General features: G+C 51.6%; 35 protein-coding genes and 2 tRNA genes. 18 read left to right on the top strand and 19 right to left on the bottom strand.

The features are described 5' to 3' along the window. Window positions 1-33: 33 nt before the first annotated feature. Window positions 34-408 carry a NifB/NifX family molybdenum-iron cluster-binding protein gene (locus tag TON_RS01360; RefSeq protein ID WP_012571216.1) on the bottom strand — a complete coding sequence of 125 codons (375 nt, stop codon included), beginning with the start codon at window positions 406-408 and terminating at the stop codon, window positions 34-36. Between the two features lie 119 nt (window positions 409-527). On the opposite strand from TON_RS01360, the gene TON_RS01355 reads away from it, so the two are divergent. Genes TON_RS01355 through TON_RS01340 form a run of 4 tightly spaced genes read left to right on the top strand, consistent with a single transcriptional unit; the run spans window position 528 to window position 4177 of the window. Beyond that, complete coding sequence (locus TON_RS01355; protein ID WP_012571215.1) at window positions 528-1226, top strand: FmdE family protein; 699 nt, start codon at window positions 528-530, stop codon at window positions 1224-1226. Window position 1227: 1 nt separating this feature from the next. Next, window positions 1228-2364, top strand: coding sequence for an iron ABC transporter substrate-binding protein (locus tag TON_RS01350; RefSeq protein ID WP_012571214.1), 1137 nt, complete (start codon window positions 1228-1230; stop codon window positions 2362-2364). Window positions 2365-2369: 5 nt separating this feature from the next. Continuing rightward, entirely contained in the window at window positions 2370-3404 is a 1035-nt protein-coding gene (locus TON_RS01345) for a FecCD family ABC transporter permease (RefSeq protein WP_012571213.1), read from the top strand. Continuing rightward, window positions 3401-4177, top strand: coding sequence for an ABC transporter ATP-binding protein (locus TON_RS01340; RefSeq protein ID WP_012571212.1), 777 nt, complete (start codon window positions 3401-3403; stop codon window positions 4175-4177). The genes TON_RS01345 and TON_RS01340 overlap by 4 nt, the downstream gene beginning before the upstream one ends. Here TON_RS01340 and TON_RS01335 read toward each other — a convergent pair. Next, window positions 4145-5104 carry a tetratricopeptide repeat protein gene (locus TON_RS01335; protein ID WP_012571211.1) on the bottom strand — a complete coding sequence of 320 codons (960 nt, stop codon included), beginning with the start codon at window positions 5102-5104 and terminating at the stop codon, window positions 4145-4147. The genes TON_RS01340 and TON_RS01335 overlap by 33 nt on opposite strands. Before the next feature lie 88 nt (window positions 5105-5192). Here TON_RS01335 and TON_RS01330 point away from each other — a divergent pair, with 88 nt between their 5' ends. The 9 genes from TON_RS01330 to glmM all read left to right on the top strand — a co-directional run bounded on the left by TON_RS01330 (window position 5193) and on the right by glmM (window position 12728). After that, window positions 5193-6128: a ribonuclease Z gene (locus TON_RS01330; RefSeq protein ID WP_012571210.1), complete on the top strand. Its 936-nt coding sequence runs from the start codon at window positions 5193-5195 to the stop codon at window positions 6126-6128. Continuing rightward, window positions 6125-6826, top strand: a complete 702-nt coding sequence (locus TON_RS01325) for a TraB domain-containing protein (protein WP_012571209.1) — start codon at window positions 6125-6127, stop codon at window positions 6824-6826. The genes TON_RS01330 and TON_RS01325 overlap by 4 nt, the downstream gene beginning before the upstream one ends. A 5-nt stretch (window positions 6827-6831) precedes the next feature. Beyond that, window positions 6832-7008: a zinc ribbon domain-containing protein gene (locus tag TON_RS10330; RefSeq protein WP_238516413.1), complete on the top strand. Its 177-nt coding sequence runs from the start codon at window positions 6832-6834 to the stop codon at window positions 7006-7008. 49 nt (window positions 7009-7057) lie between these two features. After that, window positions 7058-7237, top strand: a complete 180-nt coding sequence (locus TON_RS01320; protein ID WP_012571207.1) for a KH domain-containing protein — start codon at window positions 7058-7060, stop codon at window positions 7235-7237. Continuing rightward, window positions 7234-7830: a site-2 protease family protein gene (locus tag TON_RS01315; RefSeq protein WP_012571206.1), complete on the top strand. Its 597-nt coding sequence runs from the start codon at window positions 7234-7236 to the stop codon at window positions 7828-7830. Before TON_RS01320 ends, TON_RS01315 begins: the two co-directional genes overlap by 4 nt. A gap of 65 nt (window positions 7831-7895) precedes the next feature. Then, window positions 7896-8465 (top strand): glucose-6-phosphate isomerase, encoded by a 570-nt coding sequence (gene pgiA, locus TON_RS01310; RefSeq protein WP_012571205.1) that lies wholly within the window; start codon window positions 7896-7898, stop codon window positions 8463-8465. Window positions 8466-8539: 74 nt separating this feature from the next. Next, a complete protein-coding gene (locus tag TON_RS01305; protein ID WP_012571204.1) occupies window positions 8540-9901 on the top strand; it encodes an ADP-specific glucokinase in 1362 nt (453 codons plus the stop codon). 75 nt (window positions 9902-9976) lie between these two features. Further along, window positions 9977-11359, top strand: a complete 1383-nt coding sequence (locus TON_RS01300; RefSeq protein WP_012571203.1) for a mannose-1-phosphate guanylyltransferase/mannose-6-phosphate isomerase — start codon at window positions 9977-9979, stop codon at window positions 11357-11359. Window position 11360: 1 nt separating this feature from the next. Continuing rightward, entirely contained in the window at window positions 11361-12728 is a 1368-nt protein-coding gene (gene glmM, locus TON_RS01295) for a phosphoglucosamine mutase (RefSeq protein ID WP_012571202.1), read from the top strand. Here glmM and TON_RS01290 read toward each other — a convergent pair. From TON_RS01290 to TON_RS01235, 12 genes are all read right to left on the bottom strand, one after another. Next, a complete protein-coding gene (locus tag TON_RS01290) occupies window positions 12718-13518 on the bottom strand; it encodes an energy-coupling factor ABC transporter ATP-binding protein (protein WP_012571201.1) in 801 nt (266 codons plus the stop codon). The two genes, glmM and TON_RS01290, sit on opposite strands and share 11 nt — an antisense overlap. Then, window positions 13515-14174: an energy-coupling factor transporter transmembrane component T family protein gene (locus tag TON_RS01285; protein WP_012571200.1), complete on the bottom strand. Its 660-nt coding sequence runs from the start codon at window positions 14172-14174 to the stop codon at window positions 13515-13517. Before TON_RS01285 ends, TON_RS01290 begins: the two co-directional genes overlap by 4 nt. A 1-nt stretch (window position 14175) precedes the next feature. Continuing rightward, window positions 14176-14424 (bottom strand): PDGLE domain-containing protein, encoded by a 249-nt coding sequence (locus tag TON_RS01280; protein WP_012571199.1) that lies wholly within the window; start codon window positions 14422-14424, stop codon window positions 14176-14178. Further along, entirely contained in the window at window positions 14421-15035 is a 615-nt protein-coding gene (locus tag TON_RS01275) for an energy-coupling factor ABC transporter permease (RefSeq protein ID WP_012571198.1), read from the bottom strand. Before TON_RS01275 ends, TON_RS01280 begins: the two co-directional genes overlap by 4 nt. Window positions 15036-15169: 134 nt before the next feature. Then, window positions 15170-15970, bottom strand: a complete 801-nt coding sequence (locus TON_RS01270; RefSeq protein ID WP_012571197.1) for a proteasome assembly chaperone family protein — start codon at window positions 15968-15970, stop codon at window positions 15170-15172. A 4-nt stretch (window positions 15971-15974) separates the two neighbouring features. Beyond that, window positions 15975-16151 carry an RNA-protein complex protein Nop10 gene (locus TON_RS01265; protein WP_012571196.1) on the bottom strand — a complete coding sequence of 59 codons (177 nt, stop codon included), beginning with the start codon at window positions 16149-16151 and terminating at the stop codon, window positions 15975-15977. Window positions 16152-16162: 11 nt separating this feature from the next. Continuing rightward, window positions 16163-16990: a translation initiation factor IF-2 subunit alpha gene (locus TON_RS01260; protein ID WP_012571195.1), complete on the bottom strand. Its 828-nt coding sequence runs from the start codon at window positions 16988-16990 to the stop codon at window positions 16163-16165. A 96-nt stretch (window positions 16991-17086) separates the two neighbouring features. Then, entirely contained in the window at window positions 17087-17284 is a 198-nt protein-coding gene (locus TON_RS01255; RefSeq protein ID WP_012571194.1) for a 30S ribosomal protein S27e, read from the bottom strand. A gap of 3 nt (window positions 17285-17287) precedes the next feature. After that, window positions 17288-17572, bottom strand: coding sequence for a 50S ribosomal protein L44e (locus TON_RS01250; protein ID WP_012571193.1), 285 nt, complete (start codon window positions 17570-17572; stop codon window positions 17288-17290). Between the two features lie 218 nt (window positions 17573-17790). Further along, window positions 17791-17976 carry an HTH domain-containing protein gene (locus tag TON_RS01245; RefSeq protein WP_234394333.1) on the bottom strand — a complete coding sequence of 62 codons (186 nt, stop codon included), beginning with the start codon at window positions 17974-17976 and terminating at the stop codon, window positions 17791-17793. Window positions 17977-18031: 55 nt separating this feature from the next. Further along, window positions 18032-18613 carry a lysine exporter LysO family protein gene (locus TON_RS01240; protein ID WP_012571191.1) on the bottom strand — a complete coding sequence of 194 codons (582 nt, stop codon included), beginning with the start codon at window positions 18611-18613 and terminating at the stop codon, window positions 18032-18034. Further along, a complete protein-coding gene (locus TON_RS01235; RefSeq protein WP_012571190.1) occupies window positions 18610-18858 on the bottom strand; it encodes a hypothetical protein in 249 nt (82 codons plus the stop codon). The genes TON_RS01240 and TON_RS01235 overlap by 4 nt, the downstream gene beginning before the upstream one ends. A gap of 228 nt (window positions 18859-19086) precedes the next feature. Here TON_RS01235 and TON_RS01230 point away from each other — a divergent pair, with 228 nt between their 5' ends. Continuing rightward, the gene (locus tag TON_RS01230; RefSeq protein WP_012571189.1) at window positions 19087-20286 is read left to right on the top strand and encodes a pyridoxal phosphate-dependent aminotransferase; all 1200 of its coding nucleotides are present in this window, start codon (window positions 19087-19089) and stop codon (window positions 20284-20286) included. 47 nt (window positions 20287-20333) lie between these two features. Here the strand turns inward: TON_RS01230 and TON_RS01225 are convergent, their stop codons facing one another. The 5 genes from TON_RS01225 to TON_RS01205 all read right to left on the bottom strand — a co-directional run bounded on the left by TON_RS01225 (window position 20334) and on the right by TON_RS01205 (window position 23507). After that, window positions 20334-21251, bottom strand: coding sequence for a hypothetical protein (locus TON_RS01225; RefSeq protein WP_012571188.1), 918 nt, complete (start codon window positions 21249-21251; stop codon window positions 20334-20336). Between the two features lie 6 nt (window positions 21252-21257). Next, window positions 21258-22688: a hypothetical protein gene (locus tag TON_RS10075; RefSeq protein WP_012571187.1), complete on the bottom strand. Its 1431-nt coding sequence runs from the start codon at window positions 22686-22688 to the stop codon at window positions 21258-21260. 166 nt (window positions 22689-22854) lie between these two features. Further along, the gene (locus TON_RS01215) at window positions 22855-23058 is read right to left on the bottom strand and encodes a MoaD/ThiS family protein (protein ID WP_012571186.1); all 204 of its coding nucleotides are present in this window, start codon (window positions 23056-23058) and stop codon (window positions 22855-22857) included. A 268-nt stretch (window positions 23059-23326) separates the two neighbouring features. Further along, a tRNA-Cys gene (locus TON_RS01210) sits at window positions 23327-23401 on the bottom strand. Window positions 23402-23421: 20 nt separating this feature from the next. Continuing rightward, a tRNA-Ser gene (locus TON_RS01205) sits at window positions 23422-23507 on the bottom strand. Window positions 23508-23618: 111 nt separating this feature from the next. On the opposite strand from TON_RS01205, the gene TON_RS01200 reads away from it, so the two are divergent. The 4 genes from TON_RS01200 to TON_RS01185 all read left to right on the top strand — a co-directional run bounded on the left by TON_RS01200 (window position 23619) and on the right by TON_RS01185 (window position 26613). Beyond that, entirely contained in the window at window positions 23619-24884 is a 1266-nt protein-coding gene (locus TON_RS01200; protein ID WP_012571185.1) for an Nre family DNA repair protein, read from the top strand. 66 nt (window positions 24885-24950) lie between these two features. Continuing rightward, window positions 24951-25151 (top strand): hypothetical protein, encoded by a 201-nt coding sequence (locus TON_RS01195; RefSeq protein ID WP_012571184.1) that lies wholly within the window; start codon window positions 24951-24953, stop codon window positions 25149-25151. After that, on the top strand, window positions 25148-25483 hold the full coding sequence (locus TON_RS01190) for a type II toxin-antitoxin system PemK/MazF family toxin (protein ID WP_012571183.1): 336 nt from the start codon (window positions 25148-25150) through the stop codon (window positions 25481-25483). Before TON_RS01195 ends, TON_RS01190 begins: the two co-directional genes overlap by 4 nt. 5 nt (window positions 25484-25488) lie before the next feature. Continuing rightward, the gene (locus tag TON_RS01185; RefSeq protein WP_012571182.1) at window positions 25489-26613 is read left to right on the top strand and encodes an alkaline phosphatase family protein; all 1125 of its coding nucleotides are present in this window, start codon (window positions 25489-25491) and stop codon (window positions 26611-26613) included. Window positions 26614-26777: the final 164 nt, after the last annotated feature.

Here is a 26777-nt window from a genome sequence, read left to right as displayed (position 1 = left end):
ATTTCATATATAAACCTTACCGCAACTGAAAGTTCAGAACTCGTGCCGTCCGAAATCGCCTTTGCTCCTCCACTCGGGGTCCACCTTCAGTGCTCCCTTCAGTAAGGCCTCCACGAGGTCTTTCACCCTTCCGCTTGCGCCTGTGATGGCCTCTATTCCCATGGTGTTGAAGTAGGCGATGGCCCTCCTCCCCATGCCGTAGGCAAGGACGACTTCTCCCCCGTGCTCCTTAATAAAGGCGGGTAGGTCTCCAGGTTCATGCTCCTTAAAGGGTACCTCTATAACCTCCGATCCTTTAACTTTCCCATCCTCGACGTCGATGAAAACGAAGTATCTGGCCCTTCCGAAGTGCTCGCAAACCTCGCTCTCAAGGCCGCTATTGTCCTTTATCGGCACGACTATCCTCATGGTACCACCACTAATTCATGAAAACTCATTCATTAAAAACCTGCCGCAACCAAGGGTTGATAACACCTGGGTTCAAAAATGATTAAAAGCGTGTTACTTTTACTGTTATTGGTGATACCATGCTCGCGCTCAACCGTCTCGTGGAGGAGAGGGACGCGGAGAAAATCCTTGAATACGCCCGCGAGTTCCATGGCCATGTTTGTCCATACCTAGCCCTCGGAATAAGGGCTTCACTGATAGCAATGGAGGAACTAGGTGTCGGAAGGCTTGACTATTCTGGAAGCGTCGATGAGTCCATTCTTGCCATAGTCGAGGTCAACAGCTGCTTTACTGACGGCGTCCAGGTAGCTACAGGCTGCACGCTGGGAAATAACTCCATGATATACATCGATCTCGGCAAGACAGCCCTGACTCTCGTCAAACGCTCCACATGGGAGGGCGTTAGGGTCTACACCGATGCTGAGAAGCTGAGGAAGTACTACCCTTCGGGCACAACCGAGCTCTTCAATAAGGTCGTTAAGGAACGGAAAGGAACCCCTGAAGAGCGGAAGCGCCTCTGGGGGCTCTGGGAATCGATTGCTAAGACCATGCTTTACCTGCCAAAAGAAGAGTTCAAAATCGAGCGCGTCAAGGTTCCGCCAATCGAACAGGCGCCAATAGTTGAGAGCATCCGCTGCTCTCGCTGTGGCGAGCTGGTCATGTCCACGAGGATCGTTTACATCAACGAGGAGCCTCTCTGCATGAGATGCGCTAATGAGAAGTATCACGCCATCATCGGCAGAGGCATAGTCGATGTCAACAGCTTTAGGGGGTGCTGAAATGAGGAAGGCTCTGGCTCTACTTCTCGTTCTGCTGGTTGTCTCTGTAAGCGGGTGCATAGGCACGACGGAAAATCCAACCAATACTGCAACCACAGAGACCAGTTCGGCTTACGTAACTGTGACGGATCTGCTCGGAAGAACCGTTGAGGTTCCGGCTCAGGTCACCAAGGTTGTAGCCGCTGGACCCGGAGCTTTGAGGCTGATGGTCTATCTCAACGCTAGCGGCATGGTGATTGGAGTCGAGGACTTCGAGAAGCGCTACAACTACGGCAGGCCCTACATAATAGCCCATCCCGAGCTCAAGGAGCTGCCCACCATAGGGCCAGGCGGCCCCGGAAAGCTTCCCGATTTGGAAGCACTGGTTAAGCTCAAACCGGACGTGATATTCATCACCTACGTTGACGCCAAGACCGCTGACGACATCCAAGAGAAGACAGGCGTCCCAGTTGTAGTCCTCAGCTACGGCCAGTTGGCTACCTTCGACGACGAGGAGCTCTTTAAGTCCCTCGAGCTGGCAGGTAAAATCCTCGGAAAGGAGAAGCGCGCGGAGGAGGTTATAAACTTTGTCAAATCCATCCAGGACGACCTCATGAAGCGCACCGAGAACGTTGAGAGTCCAGCTGTTTACGTCGGTGGAATAGGCTACAAGGGAGCACACGGCATAGAGAGCACCGAGGCCAAATATCCACCTTTTGTGGTTGTTCACGCCAAGAACGTCGCTGATGAGCTCGGTGACGGGCACAAGTTCATTGATAAGGAGCAGCTCCTTGAGTGGAACCCAGACTACATCTTCATCGATGAGGGCGGCCTTAAGCTCGTCCTCGATGACTACCAGAAAGACCCGGACTTCTACAACTCCCTCAAGGCTGTCAGAGAGGGCAACGTCTACGGAATCCTCCCGTACAACTTCTACACCACCAACATCGGAACCGCTTTAGCGGACGCCTACTTCATCGGAAAAGTCCTCTATCCAGAGCGCTTTGAAGACATAGACCCCGTCGAGAAGGCCGACGAGATATACACCTTCCTCCTCGGGAAGCCCGTCTACAGCGTCATGGCCGAGCAGTTCGGTGGTTTCGGAAAGATCGACCTCGCCAACGGAACCGTTAAGTACTCACTGCCTACTTCACCGTGATGGCCATGGACTACGAGGGTTATGTCGCCAAAAAGCTGCTCGTTGGCCTTTCCCTCTTTCTCATTCTCGTCCTGGTTAGCCTGTACTCCCTCACCCATGGTGCCTACAGCCTCACGATTGGAGAGATGATGAATGCTCTTCTCGGTGGTGGGAGCGGGAGCGCCCATCTCGTCGTCTGGAACATCCGCCTGCCGAGAATCGTTGCTGCTATTCTTGTAGGGGCTTCTCTGGCCATAGCCGGAGCGGTCATGCAGGGCTTCCTCAGGAACCCTCTCGCCACTCCGTTCACGATAGGCGTTTCACACGGGGCGATGTTTGGCGCCTCTCTGGCGATACTCCTAGGAGCGGGCTACGCGGAAAGCTCGGGCAGGATTTCGCTCAGCAATCCATACGCGGTGGTTATCTTCGCCTTTCTCGGGGCGGTAAGTGCTACCGCGGTTATCCTTGCCCTCGCCAAACTCAAAGGCCTCAGTCCCGAGGCCATAATTCTTGCCGGGGTGGCAATGAGCTCCCTCTTTGTGGCCCTAACGACACTCGTCCAATACTTCGCCGACGAGCTCCAGCTGGCTGCAATGGTCTACTGGAGCTTCGGCGATCTTGGCAGGGCGACGTGGAGGGAAGACGGAATAATGTTTGCCGTTTTCATTCCGGTTTTCCTATACTTCGTTATCAAGCGCTGGGACCTTAACGCCTCGGCGATGGGAGATGATGTTGCAAAGTCGGTCGGTGTAGAGGTCGAGAGGGTCAGACTTATCTCGACGTTTTTGGCTGCACTGATAACAGCAATCAGCGTGGCCTTCGTTGGGGTAATAGGCTTCGTCGGCTTAATAGCTCCCCACGCAATCAGGCTCATCGTCGGCGGTGACTACCGCTTCCTCATTCCCCTTTCTGCCCTAACCGGGGCTCTGCTCCTCCTCGCGGCGGATACAGTTGCGAGGCTGGCTTTCTCACCGATGATCCTGCCCGTTGGCGTTGTAACCTCCTTCCTCGGTGCGCCGACATTCATATACCTCCTCATAAGGATGGAGGGGCGGCGATGAAGGCAGTAAAAGTCAGAAACCTGCGCTTCACCTACAACGGCTCCGAGGTGCTGAGGGGAATAGACCTCGAGGTCGAGGAGGGCGAGTTCATAGTAATCCTCGGACCGAACGGCGCTGGAAAGAGCACGCTCCTGAGATGCATCGCAGGAATCCTTCACTGTGAGGGTGTTGAGGTTCTGGAGAGACCCATCGAGAGCTATCCCAGAAACGAGCTCGCGAGGGTTTTAGCATATGTTCCTCAGAGATGTGAACCTGGCTTTATGACTGTCTTTGACACGGTTCTCCTCGGCAGGAGGCCTTACATGGGGCTACGGCCCTCGAAGAGGGATATTGAGGTTGTTAGGAAAACCCTCGAAAAGCTCGGTATATCTCACCTCGCCCTGAAGCCGACCAACAGACTGAGCGGCGGTGAGCTGCAGAAGGTCAGTATAGCGAGAGCGTTAGCCCAGGAGCCGAGAATCCTCATGATGGACGAGCCCACCAACAACCTCGACCTGAAGAGCCAGCTCGAGGTGATGGAGATAGCCCGGGATTTCGCGCTCTCGGGAGGAACTTCTATAGTCGTTATGCACGACGTCAACTTAGCCCTTCGCTTCGCCGAGCGCTTCGTCTTCATGAAGAATGGAGAAATAATAGCCGACGGTGGGAGGAAAATCCTCAAGCCAGAGCTTTTCGAAGAGGTCTACGGCGTAAAAGTTGAGGTGGAAGAAATAAGGGGAATTCCAGTGATCGTTTCCCTTTCACATCTCGGCTTCTCCGAGGAATTCAAGTAAGTCAAGTAGCCTTCTGTCTTTGACTTTCTCGATGACTTTGCTGGCTTCCTCCGCCTCAATCTTGCCGTCCTTGTAGAGGGCTATTGCCTTTATGGCCTCGAAGAAGTCCGCCAGCTCGGGCATTGCGTTGGCGAACATATCCATGTGAAGGTATACCATCTCGAACTCGTCGTCAAGCATGAGTTGCCAGATGACGTCTATGAGCGAGTCAAAGGCGACGTCTTGGTACTCAGTTCCTTTGGCGCTCATCGCCGCGTAGAGGCACTCCTGCAGTGCCGCCTCGTAGTTCTCGTCTTCCTCGAATATCTCCTCGAAGGCAAGGTGTATCTCTGCCAGCAGTCTGCTGTTGTTCACGGCCTTGGGAATAACTTTAGCCAGCAGAGCCTTGGCCCTGTAAGGCTCGCCGGCTTCGAATATGACGTATGCCCTGTAGACCTCGACGTGGAGGACTTCCTCCTCCTTTCCTAGCTCTTCGTAGACCTCCTTGGCTTTCTCCAGCAGTTCGAGGGCCTTCTCGTACTCCTGTATCTCTTCGTGAATGAGGGCCATGTTGTAGTACACCTTCGCCACGTTCTCCCTGTTGCCCTTCGCGGTTTCCTCCTCGAGAAGAGCGCGGTAGAGGTCGAGGCTCTTCTCCAGCTCTCCGATGAGGTAGTAGAGGTCGGCCAGGTTGAACTTTGCCTCGAAGGTATCCATCTCCTCCGCCAGATTTTCGAACTCGTGTATCTTGTCCACGTCGAGAAGTGCATGGAAGTAGTAAACGATGAGCTTGTACAGTTCCGGATCCTTACACTCGAGGGCCAGCTTCTCGGCCCTCTCGAGAGCCTCTTTTAGCTCCTCGTCCGAGAGCTCATCGACCTTGTAGTAGAGAAGGCTTGCCACCTTTTTGCAGTCCTTCTCCTCGATAGCCTTCAGAATTTCTTCCATTCCCAAACACCTCATACGGATTAACACTCTCAGGTATTTAACGCTTTGGCATGCTTAGGTTTTTAATCCCAGAATGGAACATTAGACCATGCTTGAAGTGATATTCCTTGGCACCGGTGGTATAATGCCTAACCGCGAGAGGAACGTCCCGGCCATAGCGCTCCGCTACAAAGGTGAGATTATCCTCTTCGATGTTGGAGAAGGCACGATGAGGCAGATGAGCACTGCCAAGCTCAGCCCCATGAAAGTCGAGAAGATATTCATCACGCACTTCCACGGCGACCACTACCTCGGCTTGGCCGCGCTAATCCAGACCATGAACCTTTGGAACAGGGAAAAGCCTCTCCACATCTACGGACCCAAGTACACCTTCCGGTTCATCCAGAATTTTCTCAACAGCGGCTTCTTCAGGCCAGGCTTTGATATACACGTCCATGAGATAGGTGAGGTAAGGCTCAAGTTTGGTGATTACGAAATCTGGAGCTTCAAAGTTGAGCACGGAATTCCTGCTCTGGGCTATGTCTTCAAGGAAAAGGATAAGCGTGGGAAGTTCCTCCCCGAGAAGCTCGCAGAATACGGCCTGAGCGAGGGGCCAATTCTGGGGAAGCTTGAGAAGCAGGGTCAAATCGAGTGGAACGGTCGAATAATCCGCCTGGAGGACGTGACCGGACCGAGGAGGAAGGGTGTTAAGGTGGTTTACACCGGCGATACCGAGCCGTGCGAGAGGACGAGGCTCTTCGCCGAGAACGCTGACCTGCTCATCCACGAGGCGACCTATCTGAGGCCGGAGGATAGAGGGGACAGTTACCACACCACCGTTGGGGAGGCCTGTGAGATAGCCAAAAAGGCCAAGGTTAAACTTTTGGCGTTGTTCCACAGAGCGTTCCGTTATACTTATGACGAATACATGGCAAAGGCCAGAGAATTGTGCGATGTCCCCTTTGTTATCCCTAAGGACTTCGACGTTCTGACTTTCAAATCCGGACGCTGGGAGATGAGAAACCTTCTGGAGGATTGGCAATGAGCTACCTGCGCTACGTCAAGCTTATCGGAACCATGCATGTCTCCCCAAAGAGTAGAGAAGAGGTAATAAGTACCATCCTTTCTGAGAAACCTCACGCAGTTGCGATAGAGCTCGACAGGGCACGTTTCCTGGCTATGAAGCAGAACAGAGAGCTAACGCTGGAGGAATCCCTCCGTTATGGAAAGAAAGGGCTTATAAACTACGTTCTGGCTAAGGTCGAGGAGAGGCTTGGGGAAGAGTTCGGCATGAAGCCGGGAGAGGAAATGAAGGCAGCTATAAGTGCTGCCCAAACCCTCGGCGTCCCGTTATACCTCATCGACGAGGACATCAACGTCATCTTAGCGAAGATAGCCGCGGCCCCATCGCGCGAGAAGCTCCTGATGGCGCTTGAGGCTTTGAGCGTCTTTTTGCCTGTTGGGGTCTCTGGGAGCTCTCCCGATGTTATGGCAGACTACAAAGTTATGATGATACAGTTCAGGTTGCGTTACCCCTATCTCTACCGCGTTCTTGTGGAAGAGCGCAACGAGGTCATGGCGAGGAACCTAATCTCAATCGTCAACTTCCTGAAGGCTCAAGGCGTTAAGAAGCCGAAGGTTGTGGCGGTGGTTGGCCTTGGCCACAAACCTGGCATTGAACACTTGCTAAACTCTGCAAAGGAAAAAGCATTTATATCTTCAAGTTGGAGCTACTACCAGTGATCGACATGGAACACAGGCACCTTAAATGTCCCCTCTGCGGAGGGACAGATTTCAAAGTTGAGGAAGGAAAGCTCGACAGCAAGTGGGGCTTTACTGCCCATAAGGTCAAGATAGTCATCTGCAAGAACTGCGGCTATGTGATGATGTTCTACAAGGGAAGGACCATCTGGGACTTCGACTGATTTCGTTACTTTTATATTTGGAACCGCCGAGCATTCTTGGGGATTCACCATGAAGGACAGGCTGGAGAAGATGCTCAACGTTAAGATCTTGGAGATAGAGGAACTCGACGACAAGATAGTTGTCTATGTTCCAGAGGATCAGGTGAGGATAGCCGTTGGTAGCGGCGGTGCTGCAGTGAAAGCTGCCGAGCTCGTTATCGGCAAGAAGATTGAGGTGAAAAGTAAATGAATCTCTCCCTTGGGGAGCGTTTCCACCGAAGGGAGCTGGAAGACCTAGCCATCTCTTTCCTCGTCCTCGTCTTGCTATTTTCCAACTTTGACCCCTATAACATCCCCTACGTTGTAGTGGCGGTTCTGACGGCCTTTATATTCCACGAACTCGCTCATAGAAGCATGGCCAGGCGCTATGGCTACGTTGCCTACTATAAGCGGTGGGACACTGGAATAGTGATGGCCCTTCTCCTTGGCATACTTACGAAGCTCTTAACGGGGGGAGTGTGGATATTTGCAGCCCTGGGGGCGGTTTATATCTACGCGCCTTATCAGTACTGGGAGGATAAGGAGGCACATGGAAAGATAAGCCTCGTCGGCCCGTTGACGAACATAGTGATAGGCATAGTGGCCATAATCATGATGAGGGCGGTTACGCCGCTCACAACGCTGTGGTGGGTTCTCAGGACAACCGCGAGCGTGAACCTCTGGCTGGCCTTCTTCAATCTCCTTCCGGTTCCTCCGCTCGATGGCTGGAAGGTGCTCCGCTGGAACACCGGCTACTGGGCGATAGCCATAGGTGTGGCCTATCTGCTTAGGGCCTTTATATAACACCCACAGTGATATAGAAGCGAAAGATTAAATAGGCCTGGAACGACTTTAGAGCGGTGATCAAAATGGAGTACAAAGCTCCGATTGGTGTTAAGATTGACCTTGAAACCGGCGTTATCCCCGGCGCCAAGAAGCTTGTGAGAAGGCTCAGTGACCTCAAGGGATACTTCATCGATGAAGAGGCATACAACGAGCTCCTCAGGGAAGATCCTGTTGTTTATGAAGTCTATGCAATAGAGCAGGAGGAGAAGGACGGTGATCTCAACTTCGCGACCACGGTTCTCTATCCGGGCAAGGTTGGAAAGGAATTCTTCTTTACGAAGGGTCACTACCATGCCAAGGCCGACAGGGCGGAGATATACTACGCCATCAAAGGTAAGGGAGGAATGCTCCTCCAGACGCCTGAAGGAAATGCCAAGTGGGTCCCAATGGAGCCGGGAACAGTCGTCTACGTTCCACCATACTGGGCCCACAGGACGGTGAACACTGGGGATGAGCCATTTATATTCCTGGCGATATATCCGGCCGATGCCGGCCATGACTACGGCTCAATAAAGGAGAAGGGCTTCTCAAAGCTTGTGATTGAGGAGGGCGGTGAAGTTAAGGTTGTTGACAATCCCAAGTGGAAAGCATGAGCCTCTTCTTAATTTTTAACGTTCACCGCAACCCTTATTAACTTCCAGGAGTTACATCACTCCCGGTGATATACATGATGTGGGACGCTCTCTACTCATCGGCTTTTCAGCGCGTCAAGGATAAAATCGGAAAAGTCGGCAGCGTTCTTCTTGCGTACAATACCAACATCGACGCGATAAAGTACCTCGATTCGGAAGATCTTGAGGGAAGGGTGGAGAAGGTTGGAAAGGAAGAGGTTTTCTGCTTTTCTGAGGAGCTTCCCGGAAGGATAACGAAGATTCATCACCTTCTCGGTGGAATCCTCTGGAGCATTCGGAGGGGAAAGGCCGCTGAACTCTTCGTCGAGAGCTGCACGGTCAGGCTCTACATGAAGAACTGGGGCTGGGACGAACTCAGGATGGGCGGCCAGGTCGGAATAATGGCCAACCTCCTCGGTGGTGTTTACGGCGTTCCAGTTATAGCGCACGTTCCGCAGATATCAAAGCTCCAGGCGAACCTGTTCAAGGACGGACCGATTTACGTGCCGAAGCTCGAGGATGGAAAGCTCAAGCTCCTCCACCCCAGAGAGTTCGCCGGCGACGAGGAGAACCTTATCCACTACATCTATGAGTTCCCGCGCGGATTCAGGGTTTTCGACTTCGAGGCCCCGAGGGAGAACCGCTTCATAGGATCCGCTGATGACTACAATCCAAACGTCTACATAAGGCCTGAGTTTAGGGAAGCCTTCGAGGAGATAGCTGGAAAGGCCGAGCTGGTGATAATAAGCGGACTCCAAGCTTTGACGAAGGAGAACTACAAAGAACCCTTTGAAGAGCTTGAGAGGCACCTTGAGGTGCTTGACGAGAGGGGAATTCCCGTTCACCTGGAGTTCGCCTTCACGCCAGACGAGACCGTCAGAAGGAGGCTCGTCGAGATTCTGGGCAAGTTCACGAGCGTTGGCCTGAATGAGGTCGAGCTGGCCTCGATAATGGAGGTTCTTGGCGAGAAAGCCATAGCAGAGAAGCTTCTTGCAAACGACCCAGTTGATCCGATAGCTGTTACGGAGGCCATGCTCAAGCTGGCGGAGAAGACCGGCGTTGAGAGGATACACTTCCACACTTACGGCTATTACTTGGCTTTGACTGCCTACGATGGAACCCATGTGCGCGATGCCCTGCTCTTTGCGGCCCTAGCCGCCGCAGCCAGGGCTAAACTTGGTGACGTTAGAGACATAGACGACGTGGTTAAGGCCATGGACGTTCCAGTTAACGAGAAGGTCAGAGCCGTCGAGGGGGCTCTCGTTAGGGAGTATGGCACGGAGGATGGCATTGCTAAAGTCGACGACTATCAGCTTGCATTTGTCCCGACCAAGATAGTCACCAAGCCCAAGAGCACAGTTGGCATTGGTGACACGATTTCCAGTTCCGCCTTCATCGGGGAATTCGCCCTTCGCTGAGTTTTCCTTCTTTCCCCTTAAAGTTAAAAACTTTGGATGCTAAAAGGATTCAGAGCTAAACTAAGGTGGTGCCCAATGAAGACTCTGATTCTTGCCGGTGGTAAGGGAACTCGCCTCTGGCCCCTGAGCAGGGAGCTGATGCCAAAGCAGTTCATAAGGATGTTTGATGACTATTCCCTCTTTCAGAAAACGATTCAGAGGGCGTTGATGTTCTCAAAACCAAACGAAATATTCATCGTGACTAATGAGAAGTACAAGTTTCGTATTCTTGACGATTTAAGAGAGCTCGGCCTGGAGCTCCCAGAAGAGAACCTCCTCCTTGAGCCCGTAGGAAAGAACACTCTCCCTGCCATTTACTGGGGAATAATGAGAATCGAAGAAATCTTCGGAGACTCCATTGTGGCGGTCCTCCCGTCGGATCACCTGATAGAAGCGGATAAGAACTACGAGAAAGCCTTCAGGAATGCTGAGAGGATTGCTCATGATTACCTCGTAACCTTCGGAATAAAACCAACGAGGCCGCACACCGGCTATGGCTACATAAAGCCAGGGGAACGGCTTGAAGGTGGCTACCGCGTTGCTGAGTTCAAGGAGAAGCCGGATTTGAAGACTGCCAAACGCTACGTTGAGGAAGGCTATTACTGGAACAGCGGCATGTTTATGTTCGATACTGAGCTCTTCATTGATGAAGTGAAGAGGCTAGCTCCCGAAATCTACTCTGCTTTTGAAGAGGCTGCGACTATCCGGGAAGCCTACGAACGGGTTCAGGATATCTCCGTTGACTACGGGATAATGGAGAAAACTGATAAAGCCGCCGTCGTCCCTCTCAACGTCTACTGGAATGATCTCGGGAGCTTCGACGCTATCTACGAGGTTCTTGAGAAGGACAAAAACGGCAACGCTGTGAAGATACGGGGAAGGAAGGGCTATCACGTCGGTATCGATTCGAGGAACAACCTCATAATGACGGAGCGTTTGACCGCTACAGTTGGTGTTGAGGATCTGATAATCATTGATACTGATGATGCCCTCCTCGTCGCCCATCGCGGTGATAGTCAGAAAGTCAAGGAGGTTTACAAAAGGCTTAAGGATAAGGGTGATGAGAGGGTCTTTGTTCATAGAACCGCTTATCGTCCCTGGGGAAGCTACACTATCCTCGAGGAGGGCGAGCGCTACAAGATAAAGCGTCTGACAGTTCTGCCTGGCAAAAAGCTTTCCCTGCAGATGCACTATCACAGGAGCGAGCACTGGGTCGTTGTAAGGGGAACGGCCAAGGTTTTCATTGACGGTGAGGAGATACTCCTCAGACCGGGGGAGAGCACTTTCATTCCCGCGGGCGTAGTTCACAGGCTTGAGAACCCCGGAAAGGTCGTCCTTGAGGTCATTGAAACGCAGATAGGAGAATACCTTGGTGAGGATGACATAGTCCGCTTTGATGATGATTTTGGGAGGGAATGAGATGGGAAAGCTGTTTGGAACCTTCGGCGTCAGGGGAATAGCCAACGAGAAGATAACCCCAGAGTTCGCGCTTAAGATGGGCATGGCCTTCGGAACGATGCTGAAGAGGGAAGGAAGGGAGAAGCCGCTGGTAGTTGTTGGCAGGGACACCCGCGTTAGCGGTGAGATGCTCAAGGAGGCTTTAATAAGCGGTCTCCTCAGCGTTGGATGTGACGTTATCGATGTTGGAGTCGCTCCAACTCCCGCCATACAGTTTGCCTGCAGGTACTTCAAGGCCGACGGCGGAGCGGCAATAACTGCAAGCCACAACCCACCTGAATACAACGGCATAAAGCTCCTCGAGCCCAATGGCATGGGCTTGAAGAAGGAGAGGGAGACGGTAGTTGAGGAGCTGTTCTTCAACGAGGACTTCGACAGAGCTAAGTGGGACGAAATCGGAGATGTCAGGAAGGAGGACATAATAAGGCCCTATCTAGACGCCATAAAATCGAGGGTGGACGTTGAGGCAATAAGGAAGAGGAAACCATTCGTAGTCGTCGATACGTCCAACGGTGCCGGCTCGCTCACTTTACCCTACCTGCTCAGGGAGCTGGGTTGTAAGGTCGTCAGCGTAAACGCCCATCCAGACGGCCACTTCCCTGCGAGAAATCCTGAGCCCAATGAGGAAAATCTTAAGGACTTTATGAAGGTTGTCAAGGCTCTCGGGGCGGACTTTGGAGTGGCCCAGGATGGGGATGCCGACAGAGCCGTTTTCATCGACGAGAACGGCAACTTCGTTCAGGGTGATAAGACCTTTGCGCTGGTTGCTGACGCTGTTCTCAGAGAAAACGGCGGCGGGCTGCTTGTCACAACCGTCGCTACCTCCTACCTGCTTGATGACATAGCCAAGAGGAACAACGCCAAGGTAATGCGCACGAAGGTCGGCGACCTTATAGTGGCGAGGGCTTTGTTGGAGCACGGCGGAACCATAGGTGGCGAGGAGAACGGCGGCGTAATCTTTCCAGACTTTGTCCTTGGCAGGGACGGGGCCATGACAGCGGCAAAAATCGTGGAGATATTCGCGAAAAGCGGTAAGAAGTTCAGCGAGCTTATAGATGAACTTCCCAGGTACTACCAGTTCAAGACGAAAAGGCACATCGAAGGCGACAGGAAGGCGATAGTCGCTAAAGTGGCTGAGTTGGCCAGGGAGGGAGGTTACACCATCGATACAACTGACGGAACCAAGATACTCTTCGACGACGGCTGGGTATTGGTCAGAGCCAGCGGAACGGAGCCGATAATAAGGGTTTTCAGCGAGGCAAAGAGCGAAGAAAAGGCAAGGAAATACCTCGACCTTGGCCTGGAGCTTTTGGAGAAGGCTATGGAGTAGTTCTTCTCCATTCTTCGAGTATTTTTCTTGCCTCTTCAACGTTCCTTGGAACCTTCAGCCCTAAGCTCAGGAACAGCTCCGCGATGGATGGGACCTCAAGGTTGTGCTCTCTAAGGAGCCTGGGATTACCGAGTATCTCCTCGGGTGTTCCAACGGTTATTATTTTCCCACTGTCCATCAGGGCTATCCTGTCGCAGAGGGCCAGATATTCTGCCTCGTGGGAGGCCAAGATTACCGTCTTCCCTTCCTCCTTCATTCCCCTTATCAGCTCTCCGAGGAGCCGTTTCCCTCTGAAATCAAGGTTGGCGAAGGGCTCGTCAAAGACAATGATTTCGGGTTCCATCGCAAGGATCGTGGCTATTGCTATCCTCTTCTTTTCGCCGAAGCTGAGCTCCTTTGTTTCCCTGCTGGCGTAGTCCTCCATACCGACCTGTCTCAGTGCCCACAGGACTCTCTCCCTCAGCTTCTCCCCGCGGAGACCGAGGTTGTAGGGGCCGAAGGCAACGTCCTCGAAGACAGTCGGCGAGAACAGCTGGTCGTTTGGGTCCTGAAAGACGATGCCAACCTTCCTTCGAACCTCCTTAGGGTTTTTAGCGGGATCGAGGCCGTCTATAATCACCTCTCCCTTCTTCGGCTTCAGTATGCCGTTGAGATGAAGAACAAGCGTGCTCTTTCCAGCCCCATTGGGTCCGAGAATTCCGAAAATTTCTCCCCCTTTGATGGTGAGGTTTACACCCCTCAGAACCTCCCTTCCTACGTACGAGAAGTGAACGTTTCTCAGCTCTATCATATCAGCAGACCCCCGATGGCAAGGAGCATCAGCAGTCCGATTGAGGGGTTTGGGCGTGGTTCTTCGAGCCTTGGGAACTCGCCAAAGCCCCTTGAGAGCATTGCCTTATAAATTCTCCCGTTTCTAAGGTATGCCCTCACAAAAATCTCGCCTATGAGTGCTCCAAGTTTCCGGTAGTATTCCTTTCTCTCGATTCCAAAGGCCCTAGAATCAAGGGCCCGCTTCATCCTCTCAGCCTCCTCTGCAAAGAGGTCGAGGTAGCGGTACGTGAACGCGAGCGTCAGGATGAGTACCCTCGGGAACTTCAGGGTCTCCATCTCTGCGAGTATCCTTGAAAAGCCGACCGAGCTGGTTATAACTACGGCGGCCCCTGCGGATAGAAAGGCCTTCCCAAGGAGCAAGAGGAATGAATAAAGCCCCTCGTGAGTTATCGACCCTATGGGAGTATCGAGAATTGGTCTTCCAGGATTGAAGAGAGCAAGGATAAAGAGCAGCCCCTCAAACCCGAGGAGGAATCCGAGGTTGAGGAAAATCCTCTTCTTAGGCCTCATCATAATGACTACAGCAAGGAACAGGAGGGCAAAATAAGCTAACTCACTCAGGCTTTTTCGGGTAACGACGCCAATCGCGTAAATAAAAATGAACGGCAGGTACACTTCAGGCACCCTTGGCGAGCTTTGCTAAGCCGTAGCCAACCACGAAGGTCAAGGTTATCCCAAGGAGCCCCATGGCGAAGCTCTGAGCCCAGCTTTCGCCATAATCGAGGGGGGCGTGGTAGATGGGATTCTCTTCGAGGCCGACCTTTTCCATGGTGGCCTCTAAACCATCGGGATTGCTCGAGGCCAGCGGAAGGACTATGACCAGTATAACGGCTATGGCGATGAGTCCCTTCACTATCGTCCTCATGCGGTCACCCCCTCTATCTCGGGAAGCTTCATCCTAACGGCCTGGACGATGAGTATAGTGAGTATGGCCTCACCGATGCCGATTATAGCATGATAGCTTATCATCAGGGTAAGAATCTTGGCGAAGGGCAGGCTCTGGCTGAGGCCTATCTCGATAGCAGTCATCGTTGCCCCTAGGAGCACCGAGAGCCACGCGGCAAAGCCCATGGCAAAAACCTCATTGATGTTCTTCAGCTTGGTGTAAATGGCGTAGCCAACGAACGCCCCGATAAGTCCCATGTTGAGGATGTTGGCTCCGATGGCCGTTATTCCACCGTCACCGAAGAGCAATGTCTGAATGAGCAGCACCGCACTCATGACTACTACCGCCGCGTACGGGCCGAGCAGTATGGCAACGAGCGTCGCTCCGAGCAGATGTCCACTGACTCCCCCGATTATCGGGAAGTTGACCATCTGGGCTGCGAAGATTCCAGCCGCAAAAAGGCCGAGGAGAGGTATTTTGTCTTCTGGGAAGTCCCTGAGCTTCTTGATTGAGTATAAAAGTCCTGCTATAGTTACTGCGTATGTCAATACTATAACAGGCGTGCTCAAAAGGCCGTCGGGTATGTGCAATTTATCTCCCTCCCTCTTGGTCCTGTTGTGTCATCAAAATCAAAAAAGGTAGCACCACATAAAAGTGTTTCTTTAACTCGGTATTATTAACCATAAGTTGAGGCACCGGAGCTTAGCAATGAGAAAAGAAAGGGTCAGAGGTAACCCCTGTCCTCTTCCTCCGGTGTTGGAGGCATGGTCTGTTCGAGCATCGCTCTCTGCATCTCCTGAACCTTGCGGAGTATCTCCTCGGTTTCCTTGGCGCGCTCATCGAGGGCCGTCATATCGAGCTCGATGCCGAGTATCTTAGTTACCGCGCTGAGGACCGATTTGGCTGCCTTTGCGTCAACGATGTAGCCGAGGCTTTCGCCGAGCAGGCTTATTCCGTACATGCTCCTGAGCTTCCCCATGCCGAGGAGCAGTCCGGCGGCACCAACTATTGCGCCTCCCTCGTCCTCCCTCCAGACAACTTCGACCTGACAGCCTTCCAGCTTGGCTTTATAGTACTCAACAAGCTCCTCGTGGGTTACTGCCGCTAAAACCTTTGGCTCTCCCTGGAGCTCCGGCACCTGGTAGCCGCCCATCGTGATGATTTCCCTTACTCCGAACTCGCTCACGAAGTCGAGCATCTTGCCAACGACCTCGAAGTGACCGGGGCTGTCCGTCGGCGGAACCTGCTGATCGCCCGTGATGATTATCAGGTCTCTTCCGTTCTCGTCGGGGTTCTTCCAGTAGTAGAACTCGTTTTTCATCAACTCAACTACGGAGTTCTTCTTGATGAGCACCTGATGCATGAAATGCGGCGAGTAGAGCTCGGCGAACTTGACGGCCTCAAGCTCCTGGATCAGGTGTTCTGCGGCAAGCTTTCCAACTAGGCCTATCCCAGGGAGACCCTCGATGAACACAGGGTCCCTCAGCTGGGGCCTCTCGTAGACATAAATCATGGTTTCTTTCATGGTCTCACCTCTTCACAATGCCCAGCTGTTCGCGCTTCAGTCTGCGCCTGTACTCCCCGTAGGGATCCTCTGGCGAGAAGCGCGGCGGGTGGGCTATCTTTGTCTTGGTTCCGCAGACTGGACAGGTCTCTTTGAGGGTGTAGCGCCCGCAGCTGGGACACTTCCTTATGCGGAACCTCATGTCAATCCCCTTCAGGCGCCTCTCCTCTTTATCTTCTTGATGCGCTTCTCCTTCCTCAGGAGGGTTGCCTCTCCTCCCGCCTGCTTGATAACGCGAAGTATCTCCTCAGCGATGTCCTCGAGAACCTCTTCGGCCTTGTAATAGTCGGGTGCAGTTATGTCTATCCTGTATCTTGGAGCTCCCTGGTAGGTGAACTTGACTTCGATGTCCTTATCTTCGTTGACCCTGTCACGGGCCCTTATGAGCGCCTCCTTGATTATCTCTATGCCGTTGGGCTTCGGCACGGTTATCTCGAACTCGGCATCGATGGTTACCGTGGGAACCTCGACGTAGTTCTGGACTATCTCGTTGAGCGGCTCGAGCCATTCCTCGGGTATGATGCCCTTAAGAACCTCTATGCCGTTCTGGGCAGCGTCCTCAAAGGCGGCGTAAACTTCGCCGTACTCCTCCTCGAGGGGAACCCAGACCTCTTGCCAGGCCATCTCAAAGTCCTTCCCGAGCTTTTCTGCGGCCATCTTGAGGAGGTTCTCGGCCTTCTGGGCGCGCTTGTACTCCTGGAGTTTGGCTTTCCTCTGCTGCTGGTTCACCCTCTTGAGGCTCAGGTCTATGTGCCCCTTATTCGGGTCAACGCGTATGACCTTGGCGACTACTTTCTGACCCTCTTTCACATAGTCCCTAATGTTCTTGACCCACGTCGAGGCGACCTCGCTTATGTGCATGAAGCCCTCTTTACCGGGGTACTCGTCAAGCTTGAGAAACGCACCGTAAGGATGGATGCTCTTGACGGTCGCGATAACAAACTCTCCCTCTTCAGGATACTCCTTGGCTTTCCTCGGCATTCTAACCACCTCAAAATTTTCTTTGCCTGAGTAATTTACGAAAAGGAGGTTTTTAAAGTTTAGCAGAAGGCCGAAAGGGAAGAGAAAGAAAGATGTTCACTCGAGAACCTCGAGTATCTTGGCCTTGATAACGCCCTTACCGCCGGTGGGCTCGACGAGCGTTGCACCGCAGACGAGGCACCTGACGGTGGTGGCCGGGTTGCTGAAAACTATCTGCTCGTTGCCGCAGTCGATGCACTTGACGCGGAGGAACCTGCTCCTCGGCATCGGGATGAGGTTCTTCGGGAGCGCCATGCGTCACACCTCCACGAGCTCGAACTTCTTAACGCGGAAGCCCTGCCCCCTCGTGTGGGCCTTACCGCAGACGGTGCACCTGAACCTGAGGTCGAGCTTCTTGACCGGCTTCTCCCTTCCGGCGGGGTTCGGCCTCGGGAAACCGCGGTAACCCTTCATAATCCTCCTGAACCTTCTCTGACCCTGGCTGAGCTCGCTCCTCGGCCTCTTCTTGACCTTCTCGACCTTGTGTATGGTGTGCTTCTTGCAAAACGGACAGTAAGTCCTTATCTGCTTTGGATACTTCATTCTCTCACCTCCACAGAGGGCCCGGTGGGCTCCTACCCGCTCTCGCCTCGGACACCCCCGAGCCATGAGGGATTATCCTGCAACCACCGCTAATCGTGAGGCTTTAAAAATGTTTTTGCTATCGACTGGGGCGAATTCCAGTAGACCCTCAAAGTGGAGTGGAGGAAATCGAAAGAAAGACCCTGCTAGAGAAATTGAAAGAAAAATACCGGGCTGACTCACTCGGCCGGGGCGTAGTAGCAGCGCTTTGGTGAGATTATTTTCCCTTCCTTCTTGAGGATCTTGATAGCCTTGTCGACTTCTTTCTTATCTATCCCGGCAAGCTCTGCTATCTCCTTGCTCTTGAGGGGCTTTCCAGCTTCCTTCAGGACTTTAAATACGAGCTCAACCTCGCTCATTCTCATCACCATTTGGGTTTGTCAAGAGAACCTAAAGTGTTTGAACTTAAAAGATTAACGGTTAAAGCTGAAGAATGAATGGGACCACAAAGGGAACCAACGCAGTCAGTATGAATCCGTGAACAAAGGCTATGATTGCAACGTCGCTGCCTCCGAACTTAGTCATTATTGGCAGCGTCGTGTCCATAGTAGTTGCCCCACCCATTGACACGGCCAGCTCTTTTGGAATCTGCCGGATAACGACCGGATACAGCAGCACTGTGAATATCTCTCTCGTAAGATTTGCAAGAAAGCCGAGAGTTCCGTAGACAGCCGAATACTGAGCTATGAGCGGGCCCGTTAGGCTGTACCACCCACAGCCCGCTGAAACTGCCAAACCCCATCTCAAATCTATACCAAGAACCAAGGAAGCCACGAGTCCTCCCAGGAGAGAGCCGAGGAGCGTTCCGAGGGGGAGCTTAACGGCGAGCCTTCCGAGCTTTCTAACCTCGTCGAGCCTGAAGCTCCCCCCAAGATCTATTCCTATGATGAATATCAGGAGATAGAGCATTATCTCGTAGAGGTTTCCGAAGTCGGGGGCGTAGAAGTGTCCGATGAGGATTCCGATAGTTAGTGAAGTCAAAACGTAGGCCAGAAACCTCATCTTTTCTTCCCTCCCAAAAGAATGGCAATCCCAACGCTGCCCAATATTGTCAACGTCGCAAAAACCACAGATGAGCCAAGGAGCCAGAGGGCATCTATCTCAACTTTTCCGGCTTCAACACCCATGAAGAAGATGAGAAGAAGCAACGCGACGCTCATAGGAAGGCCTACATTGACTTTCCGGTTCTTTTTCTTCAGGACGTAACCGAGGAGTATCCCAAAAAGCAGGGGAATGAATATGTTCATGTAACGAGGTCTCTCTGAAGGTTAATAAACGTGTCGAAGGGCTCGGAGGGTGTTCACGTCATCATGTTGCATTGTCTCAGTATGCTTGCTATTCGTCATCGCCCGGGTTAGTTTGGATGCACTCTTTTTAAAGTTGCCCCAGCTTTTCTGAATGCCTTTCTCTTTGAACCTTGCCTGGGAATGTGAAGATTTTTATGAGGAATCCTTCAACTGCCTTTGGTGGTGCTCATGATTCGCGCATCCGAAAGGGCTATGGGGATTGAATACGCCATAAGGGACGTTGTTCTTCCTGCCAGGGAGCTTGAGAAGAAGGGAATAAAGGTAATCAGGCTCAATATTGGTGACCCCGGAAAGTACGATTTCCAGCCGCCGAAACACATGAGGGACGCCTACTGTAAGGCTATCCAGGAGGGCCACAACTACTACGGTCCGAGCGAGGGCCTGCCCGAGCTTAGGGAAGCAATAGTAGAGCGCGAGAAAAGGAAAAACGACGTGGATATAACCCCCGACGACGTCCGTGTTACGGCCGCAGTCACGGAGGCGCTCCAGTTCCTCTTCGGCGCTCTGCTCAATCCTGGTGACAACATCCTCGTGCCGAGCCCGAGCTATCCACCCTACACCGGCCTCGTTAAGTTCTATGAGGGAGTACCCAGGGAGTACCTGACGGTTGAAGAGAACGGCTGGCAGCCTGACATAGACGACATGAGAAAGAAGATAGACGAGAAAACCAAGGCCATAGCTGTAATCAACCCGAACAACCCAACAGGAGCGCTTTACGAGAAGAAGACTATAAAGGAGATTCTCGACTTAGCGGGTGAATATGACCTTCCGGTCATAAGCGACGAGATATACGACCTCATGACCTACGAGGGAGAGCACGTCTCTCCGGGCTCACTCACCAAGGACGTCCCGGTCATCGTCATGAACGGCCTCTCGAAGGTTTACTTCGCAACAGGCTGGCGTCTCGGCTATTTCTACTACGTTGATCCCGAGGGCAAGCTCGATGAGATTCGAGAAGCTGTCGACAAAATGGCGAGAATCAGACTGTGCCCAAATACACCCGCCCAGTTCGCCGCAATAGCGGGTCTCACCGGCCCGATGGACTATCTCGAGGAGTACATGGCCAAGCTTAAGGAGAGGAGAGATTACATATACAAGCGCCTGACCGAGATTCCAGGAATAAGCACCGTCAAGCCTCAGGGAGCATTCTACATCTTCCCGAAGATAGAGGAGCGCTCCAAGTGGAAGAACGACAAGGAGTTCGTGCTCGATGCCCTCAACGAGGCTCACGTACTCTTCGTCCATGGCTCAGGCTTTGGCTACGCCGGTGAGTGGCACTTCAGGATAGTCTTCCTGCCGCCGGTCGAGATTCTCGAGGAGGCCATGGATAACTTCGAGGCGTTCATGAGGAAGAGGCTGAGTTCCTGATTCCCTCTCCATTTTCTCTGTTAGAGAAAGAAAAATAATGGGAGTTCTCATGGACCGATTATTTTGTAGGCTTTTACGCTGTTCCATGTTTTGATGTAAACTATGTTTCCATCAAGTTTCACGTCATATGGTCGGTCATTAAAGCTCTTGCAGGCAATTTTGATTAAATGGCCTGCCGTGTAAATGCAGACTCCGTTCTTTTCTTCGCCTTTCTCATTTTTAAGATAATATGCCACCGCAACATGGCTGTCATCAGCGTCTACACGCACTCTAATCCCAAGGCCCTCGCCGTTGATGCTTGTAATTGTTTTCCTTTTAACTTTCTTCCCTTCCACGATGTAAAGGATTACTTTAGTCTTAAGGGAAGACCACCCTCTGTCTGGCCACCCAACGGTCACGTAAGCTTTGTCACCAATAATTCTGACATCAGAGATATGGGCTCCCAAAACATCGGGGCAAAATCTGAATGTTGTCTCTCCAGTGGAGATATTCATGATATATGCACAGGACTCACCTCCAGAGCCAAATGGGGCAGAACTAACGAGAATGAGGCCGTCTTGGGTGTACCTGAGTGGGTATCCGGAGGCAGGCCGCCACCATTTGAGGCTCATATTGTAATCAAACAATGCCAAAGTTGTTCCGGCCCAAGACCTAGAACTTCCAGGGTAGTAGGCGTAAACTAATATGCCCTCGGGAAGACAGAGGTATTTTCCCTCAACTCCCCTCAGGGTTATATTTGCCATGGGAGTCTGATTCTGAATGAGGGTGAAGTTCACAAAATGGTTAAGCTTATACTGATAGTACTCGGTTTTAATATGGATATTTGGGGGACAATGCAAAGAGCTCGGGACTTCTCCAAAATCTACATCTTTTACATCTGCTGGAATAAGTAAGCCTTTGGGTAGAAAGAAGACAAAGAGCAAACAAAAGATTAAAATTGAAATTGCCACTTTATTTCGGCCCATGTATCATCACCACTTTACCACCCAGTCCCATCCACACAGGCTTCCATATGTATCCCTAGTACAAACCACGAAATTTTGAGATCTTGCTTGATCCGGTGCAAAACATCCACCACAGTGTGTATTTGCCCACTTGCAGGAACTTCCGACATCTCCATACTTGCAACACTCAAGCCAATATTTGTTTACATAAAGCTTGTAATACTTATCGGCATAATAAGCAGCATCTGGATCCGGGAGAGGTTTTAGGTAGTTAGTGACAACCCAACATCCGGATTTATTGCATTCGACTTGCCAGATTATGTTACTCTCCTGTAGCTGGTTGCCTTCATTGGGATTGTATGCCCAGCCATCATAAAAGAGCTTTATCTGTATTGAGCCAAAGTCTTGGAATTGCGTTCCTGGATGCAGATCCACGGCTCTGTCCCAATATTTCCTAAAGTCTGTGTTTGTTTGTGGAAAGTCGTAAGTGCAATATTGTCCCCAGAAATAATCCTTATTGGGGGTTGTGCTCTCATAAATTCCAACCCATACTGCAACTGGATAAAACGAACTGTAGTGCACTAGGGGTGCTGAATCCGCGTATTTAGGGTCATCCACTCCAGGCAATGGGTCCTTGTATCCATAGTTCCAGTTGCAAAATATGCTGAAGCAACTCTCTCCTTCTGCTATTCCTCCAAAGTTTATTGCCAGAGGTTCTATTCCTATAGCACTTGCTACTAGTGTCTGCTTCCATCCGGCCTCTTTAAGTGCTTGGATAGTTTCCAGTTTTTCTTTCTCTTCAGCGTATGAGTATATCTCATTCCAGAGCATTCTCCTTTGTTCTAGCAGATCGAGGATTTCCCTTACATGTTCTTGAGTGTAGTTCCCACTGTTGACAATCTTTAACAGTTCTCTTAATCTCATATCCGTTTGAACGTACTCAGTAAATGTGAGCTCTGCCGCCTGCCTGTAATATGCTATGAACCATGTCAAGTCAACATCAGTCCTCACTGGATGAACTTTCTCCATGTACTCCTGAACAAGCGCACTCTCAGATGGAAGCTTGTAATACAGGATTTTTATTCCGTATGGTGTTTTTATAGTGTACTTTTTGATCAGTTCAATGCTGAGCTTCTGGCGCTCAAGAAACTTTAATTTGTTCGTTAGGACCCTAACCTCATCCTCAATTCTGACTATTTCAGAAAGAATGCTTACGTTCTTGGTAGTATTCCACCCCATATACAGTTTTTGGAGTTCGGCGTTTTTCTGTTCAATCTCGAAACTCAAGGTTGAAATGTTCACTAGGACTTGGCTTAGAAGTGCTTCAACGTCAACGCAGGAGCAGCTCTGGCAGGTTGTTGGGACTTGGTTTGTGGTCTGTGTTGCTTCCGCTTTGACAGTCTGAAAACTGCTCAGGAAAAGTATCCCAAGGAGGAGCATTGTTATCCATTTCCGCATTCACCCCTCCCCCAAGAGAATTATCAATTATAATTTCCGTAAGTAGTATATAACACTTTCGTAGTTTAAATATAGCAATTAAAAACTTACATTGCTAAATTGTTGTTCAAGGAATTAAAAATTTAGTTTTAATACAAAATATTGGATAAACCTCTGTAACTCTGCTTCATCCGCCCGAAACTACAGGAATAACCTCCACGTAGTCACCATCTTTCACGTTTTCGTCCTCCAGAGCAACGCGGCCGTTGAGCTTCGCTATCGCGCTCTCTGTGTTGAATCCCACTTCGCGGAGAACATCTGCGATCTTCATGCCTTTCCTCCACTCGAGTTCCTTCTCGATTCCTCTTCCAAGGACCTTGACCCTGATCATCGTCACCACCGAAAGGCATATCTTTCAAGCATTTATAAAATCTCCCGGCCGATGAGGAACGTTTGGCCCGGCACCGATGGGGTGATGAGGGCCACCACTCCCGAGGCCAGGAAACTTTTGCATCAGCAAGCTTTTTCCAAAAACTTGATCAAAAGAGTTCCCTTTCTGTTGAGTTGGCGGGAATGAGGGCGTGCACTCTTAAACTGCTCTTTGAAAGGAGCCACGGACTTTGATCAAACTTTCTCTTGGCGAAAGTTTGTTAGAATTATGGAGCCGGGAGGGGGATTCGAACCCCCGTAAAGCGGATCTGCAGTCCACCGCCTCACCTCTAGGCTATCCCGGCATTCGACCCAGAGAAAGATTTGGCGCCGCGGAGGGGATTTGAACCCCTGTGGGCAGCGCCCACCGGCTTAGCAGGCCGGCGCCCTACCAGGCTAGGCTACCGCGGCACTCCAATGCCCGAGTTATATGAGCCGGAGGGGGTTTTTAAGTTTTTTGGAAGGTACTCGAGATGCCAGCGTTGGCAAACCATAAATACCTTCCCCGAGTAACTATCCCCGATGACCCAACTCTTCAACTCCAAGCTCTGTGCCGTCTGCAAGGGCAAGAAACTCCTCTGCGGCAGGCCCACCTGTCCAATTCTCGAAAGGTTTAGGGTAGCCCATAGGGTGGAGGAAAAGCTCAATAAGCGCCACCTTTTTGGCTCTTCCCCGCCGAGCATCTTCGTTGGGGAGTACGGCTACCCTAAGGTTCGCATAGGCCCTCTCGTGCCGCCGATTGAGGGAGATACCAGTCACCTCGACAGTCCCATGAAGTGGGAGGACAAGACGATAAGGGACATCCTTTACTACCGCTCGCTATTGGTTATGGGCGAGACGAAAGCAGACGTCCACGTAAGGAGGAGCGGGAGAATACTTGGCGAGGTTCAGGAGCTGGCAATGTCGATAAAGCCCGTTGACAGCGAGATTTTGCTGAAGAAAAAGCCCGTTCTCAAAGTCCTCCCAAGCGAGTTTGCCCCGCCGATAGGGCCGAAGGCGGAGCTTTTGGACTTTGAGCTCACGGAGAATCCAAGGATTCCGAGGAGGACCGACTATGTCGTGAGCGACGAGCTGAAGGCGGAGCAGGCAATAATGAGGCTTTACAACTGGGGCTTTGACGAGTACTATATTATAAGGCTCCTCTCCGCGGGACTTCTCGGCGTTGACAAGAGGCTTGTTCCCACAAGGTGGAGCATCACCGCCGTTCAGGACACGATAGGGAATAACCTAAGGCGCGAAATTCTGAGCTATCCAGAGATAAACGACTACGAGGTCTACTTCTACCGCTTCCTCGGAAACCGCTACGCTGTTCTTCTCATGCCTGAGAGCTATGCCTTCGAACTCCTTGAGGTGTGGCTCAAGGGCTCGCTCTTCGGAAGCGACGAACCGAGCGTCATCCACGACTACGAGGACTTCCGCGGAAGAAAGGAGTACGTCAAGGAAACGGCCGGCGCCTACCATGCAGCTCGTCTGAGCGTTCTTGAAGCTTTGAGAGTGAGGAGGAGACAGGCAAGGATAGTAGTTTTCCGCGAGGTTACTCCCGAGTACTACGCCCCCGTTGGTGTCTGGCAGATAAGGCTCGGCGTCAAGAAAGCTATGAACAACCTCATCGGTCGCTTCTCAACGCTGAACGAGGCGCTAGAGGCCATAAAGCGCCGTCTTGAGCATCCGTTCGAGAAGTACCTCACGAGGAGCTACATACTTGGCAGCTTAGCGAGGCAGAAAACTTTAGACGAGTGGCTCGGAAAGAATTTATACCGGATTAACAAAGGGAACTACGGTGGATGACGATCACTCCATCCCACTGAAGTATGATGACTGCACGTCAGGCCGACACCGATTGGGGGTGATAGCGTGAGTGAGGATGTTAGAGTGATTAACGAAATATTGAAGATAGAGCGCAAACTTGAGGAGATAGAACACAAACTGGAGGAGCTGATTGAGGCAAGCGAGCTTTATGGAGTCGTAAAGCTCTCAGAAGAATCCCTCAGGGAGTTTCTAGAATCCGAACCAGACCTGTACTCCTACGAAGACCTTAAGGTGAGATTCAAATGAGTCTCAGGGGCAAGATAGTTCTTGTGCACTTTCCTTTCACAGATCTACGGGCAACTAAACTTCGTCCGGCACTTGTCCTGTACGAAGGAAAAGATGATGTTGTAGTGGCGTTCATTTCGTCGAGACTTGAGAAGTTCGAGCCAAAAACTGACGTTCTCGTTGAACGCTCTCATCTGGAATTTAAAGTCACTGGGCTTAAAGTTTCTTCGATTATTAAGCTCAACAAGATAGCGACAGTTCATAAGGGTCTCCTTGCAGGCATTCTAGGTGAAGTTGGAGACCTACTCAAGGAAGAGATAAACGTAAAACTCTGTAATACGCTTAGGCTGTGATGAACATGAAGAAGCTTGCGCTGATAAGCCTCGACGGCTGTGGGGTTTACAACATCAAACACATGCCATTCCTGAACGAGCTTGCTGAAAGCGGTGAGTTCGCGGTGGTTGACTCCATCTTTCCAACGCTCACGGACTTAGTTCACACCAGCGTGATGACGGGGATGTGGCCGAAAGATCACGGGGTCGTCGAGAACGGCTACTACGACCGCATCTCTGATCGGAAGGTCAACTTCTACAACTATGAGGTGGCCTTTAATCCCCACAAGGTCATTAAGTCCCCGACCATCGTTGATCTGCTACGGCAGAAAGGTGTTAAAACCGCAGCCGTCAGCGGCTATACGATGCCCCCGTTCAGCGGGACGGACGTTAGAATCTTCCCACCCTTCTTTGCTGGCGATAGGATGTACCACCAGCATGGTCGCGATTGGAGGAAGGACATCTGGGTCATGAACTCAGCCATCTACCTATACGAGGAATGCAGACCGGATTTGCTCCTCGTCCACTTTGCTTCGATAGACGGCATGGGCCACGACTATGGGCCGCTGAGTGAGGGGACTCTAAAGGCCATTGAGACCGTCGATACAGCAGTGAGAACCCTATGGGAGCGCCTGAAGGACGAGTACGCATTCATAATCTTCGCCGACCATGGACAGGAGGAGGTTCACACCTGGGTGAACCTGAGAACATACCTCCGGAAACACGGCATCGAGACGCTACACGTTTCCTCTGGCGGTGGAGTTCATGTTTATCTCAGAGACCCAAACCAGGCCGAGGAAGCTTTTGAAGTTCTGAGAAAGGCTCCGGGTGTCAAAGAAGTCTTTTTCCGCGATGAGCTTCCACACCTCGATACGCTGCTGAGCGGCGAGCTGATAGTCTCAGCCAAGCCCGGCTACTGGTTCTGCTCCCACAGAATGTGCAGGGGGATTAAGGGAGTAAGTCACTGGGTTAAGGGAATGCACGGCTCAATGAACGAGCCAGTTGTGAAGGTTCCACTGATACTGTGGGGTTTCGAGAAAGTTGAGCTTGAAAACCCTGGCCTCATGGACATAGCACCGACGGTTCTGGAGTTTTTTGGTGTAGAAAAGCCGGGGAATATGGTGGGAGGGAGTCTGCTAGATAGAAGTTGAATGGATGAAGGAGAAAGAGGACAAGAATCAGTCCCTTTGGCCTTCTTCATGCTAATTTCGACGCTTTAACTTTTTCCAGTAAATCATAGAACCCATACTAATTACTTCATGATTGTTCTGCGCTTTCATATGTCACAACCAGTTCTCAAAATTATATCCCCTAA

Origin of the sequence: Thermococcus onnurineus NA1 (assembly GCF_000018365.1) — an archaeon.
In the GTDB taxonomy this organism is placed as follows: Archaea; Methanobacteriota_B; Thermococci; order Thermococcales; family Thermococcaceae; genus Thermococcus; species Thermococcus onnurineus.
The sequence above is the reverse complement of the archived record's forward strand: the minus strand, read 5'-3'. Positions and strand labels throughout refer to the sequence as shown.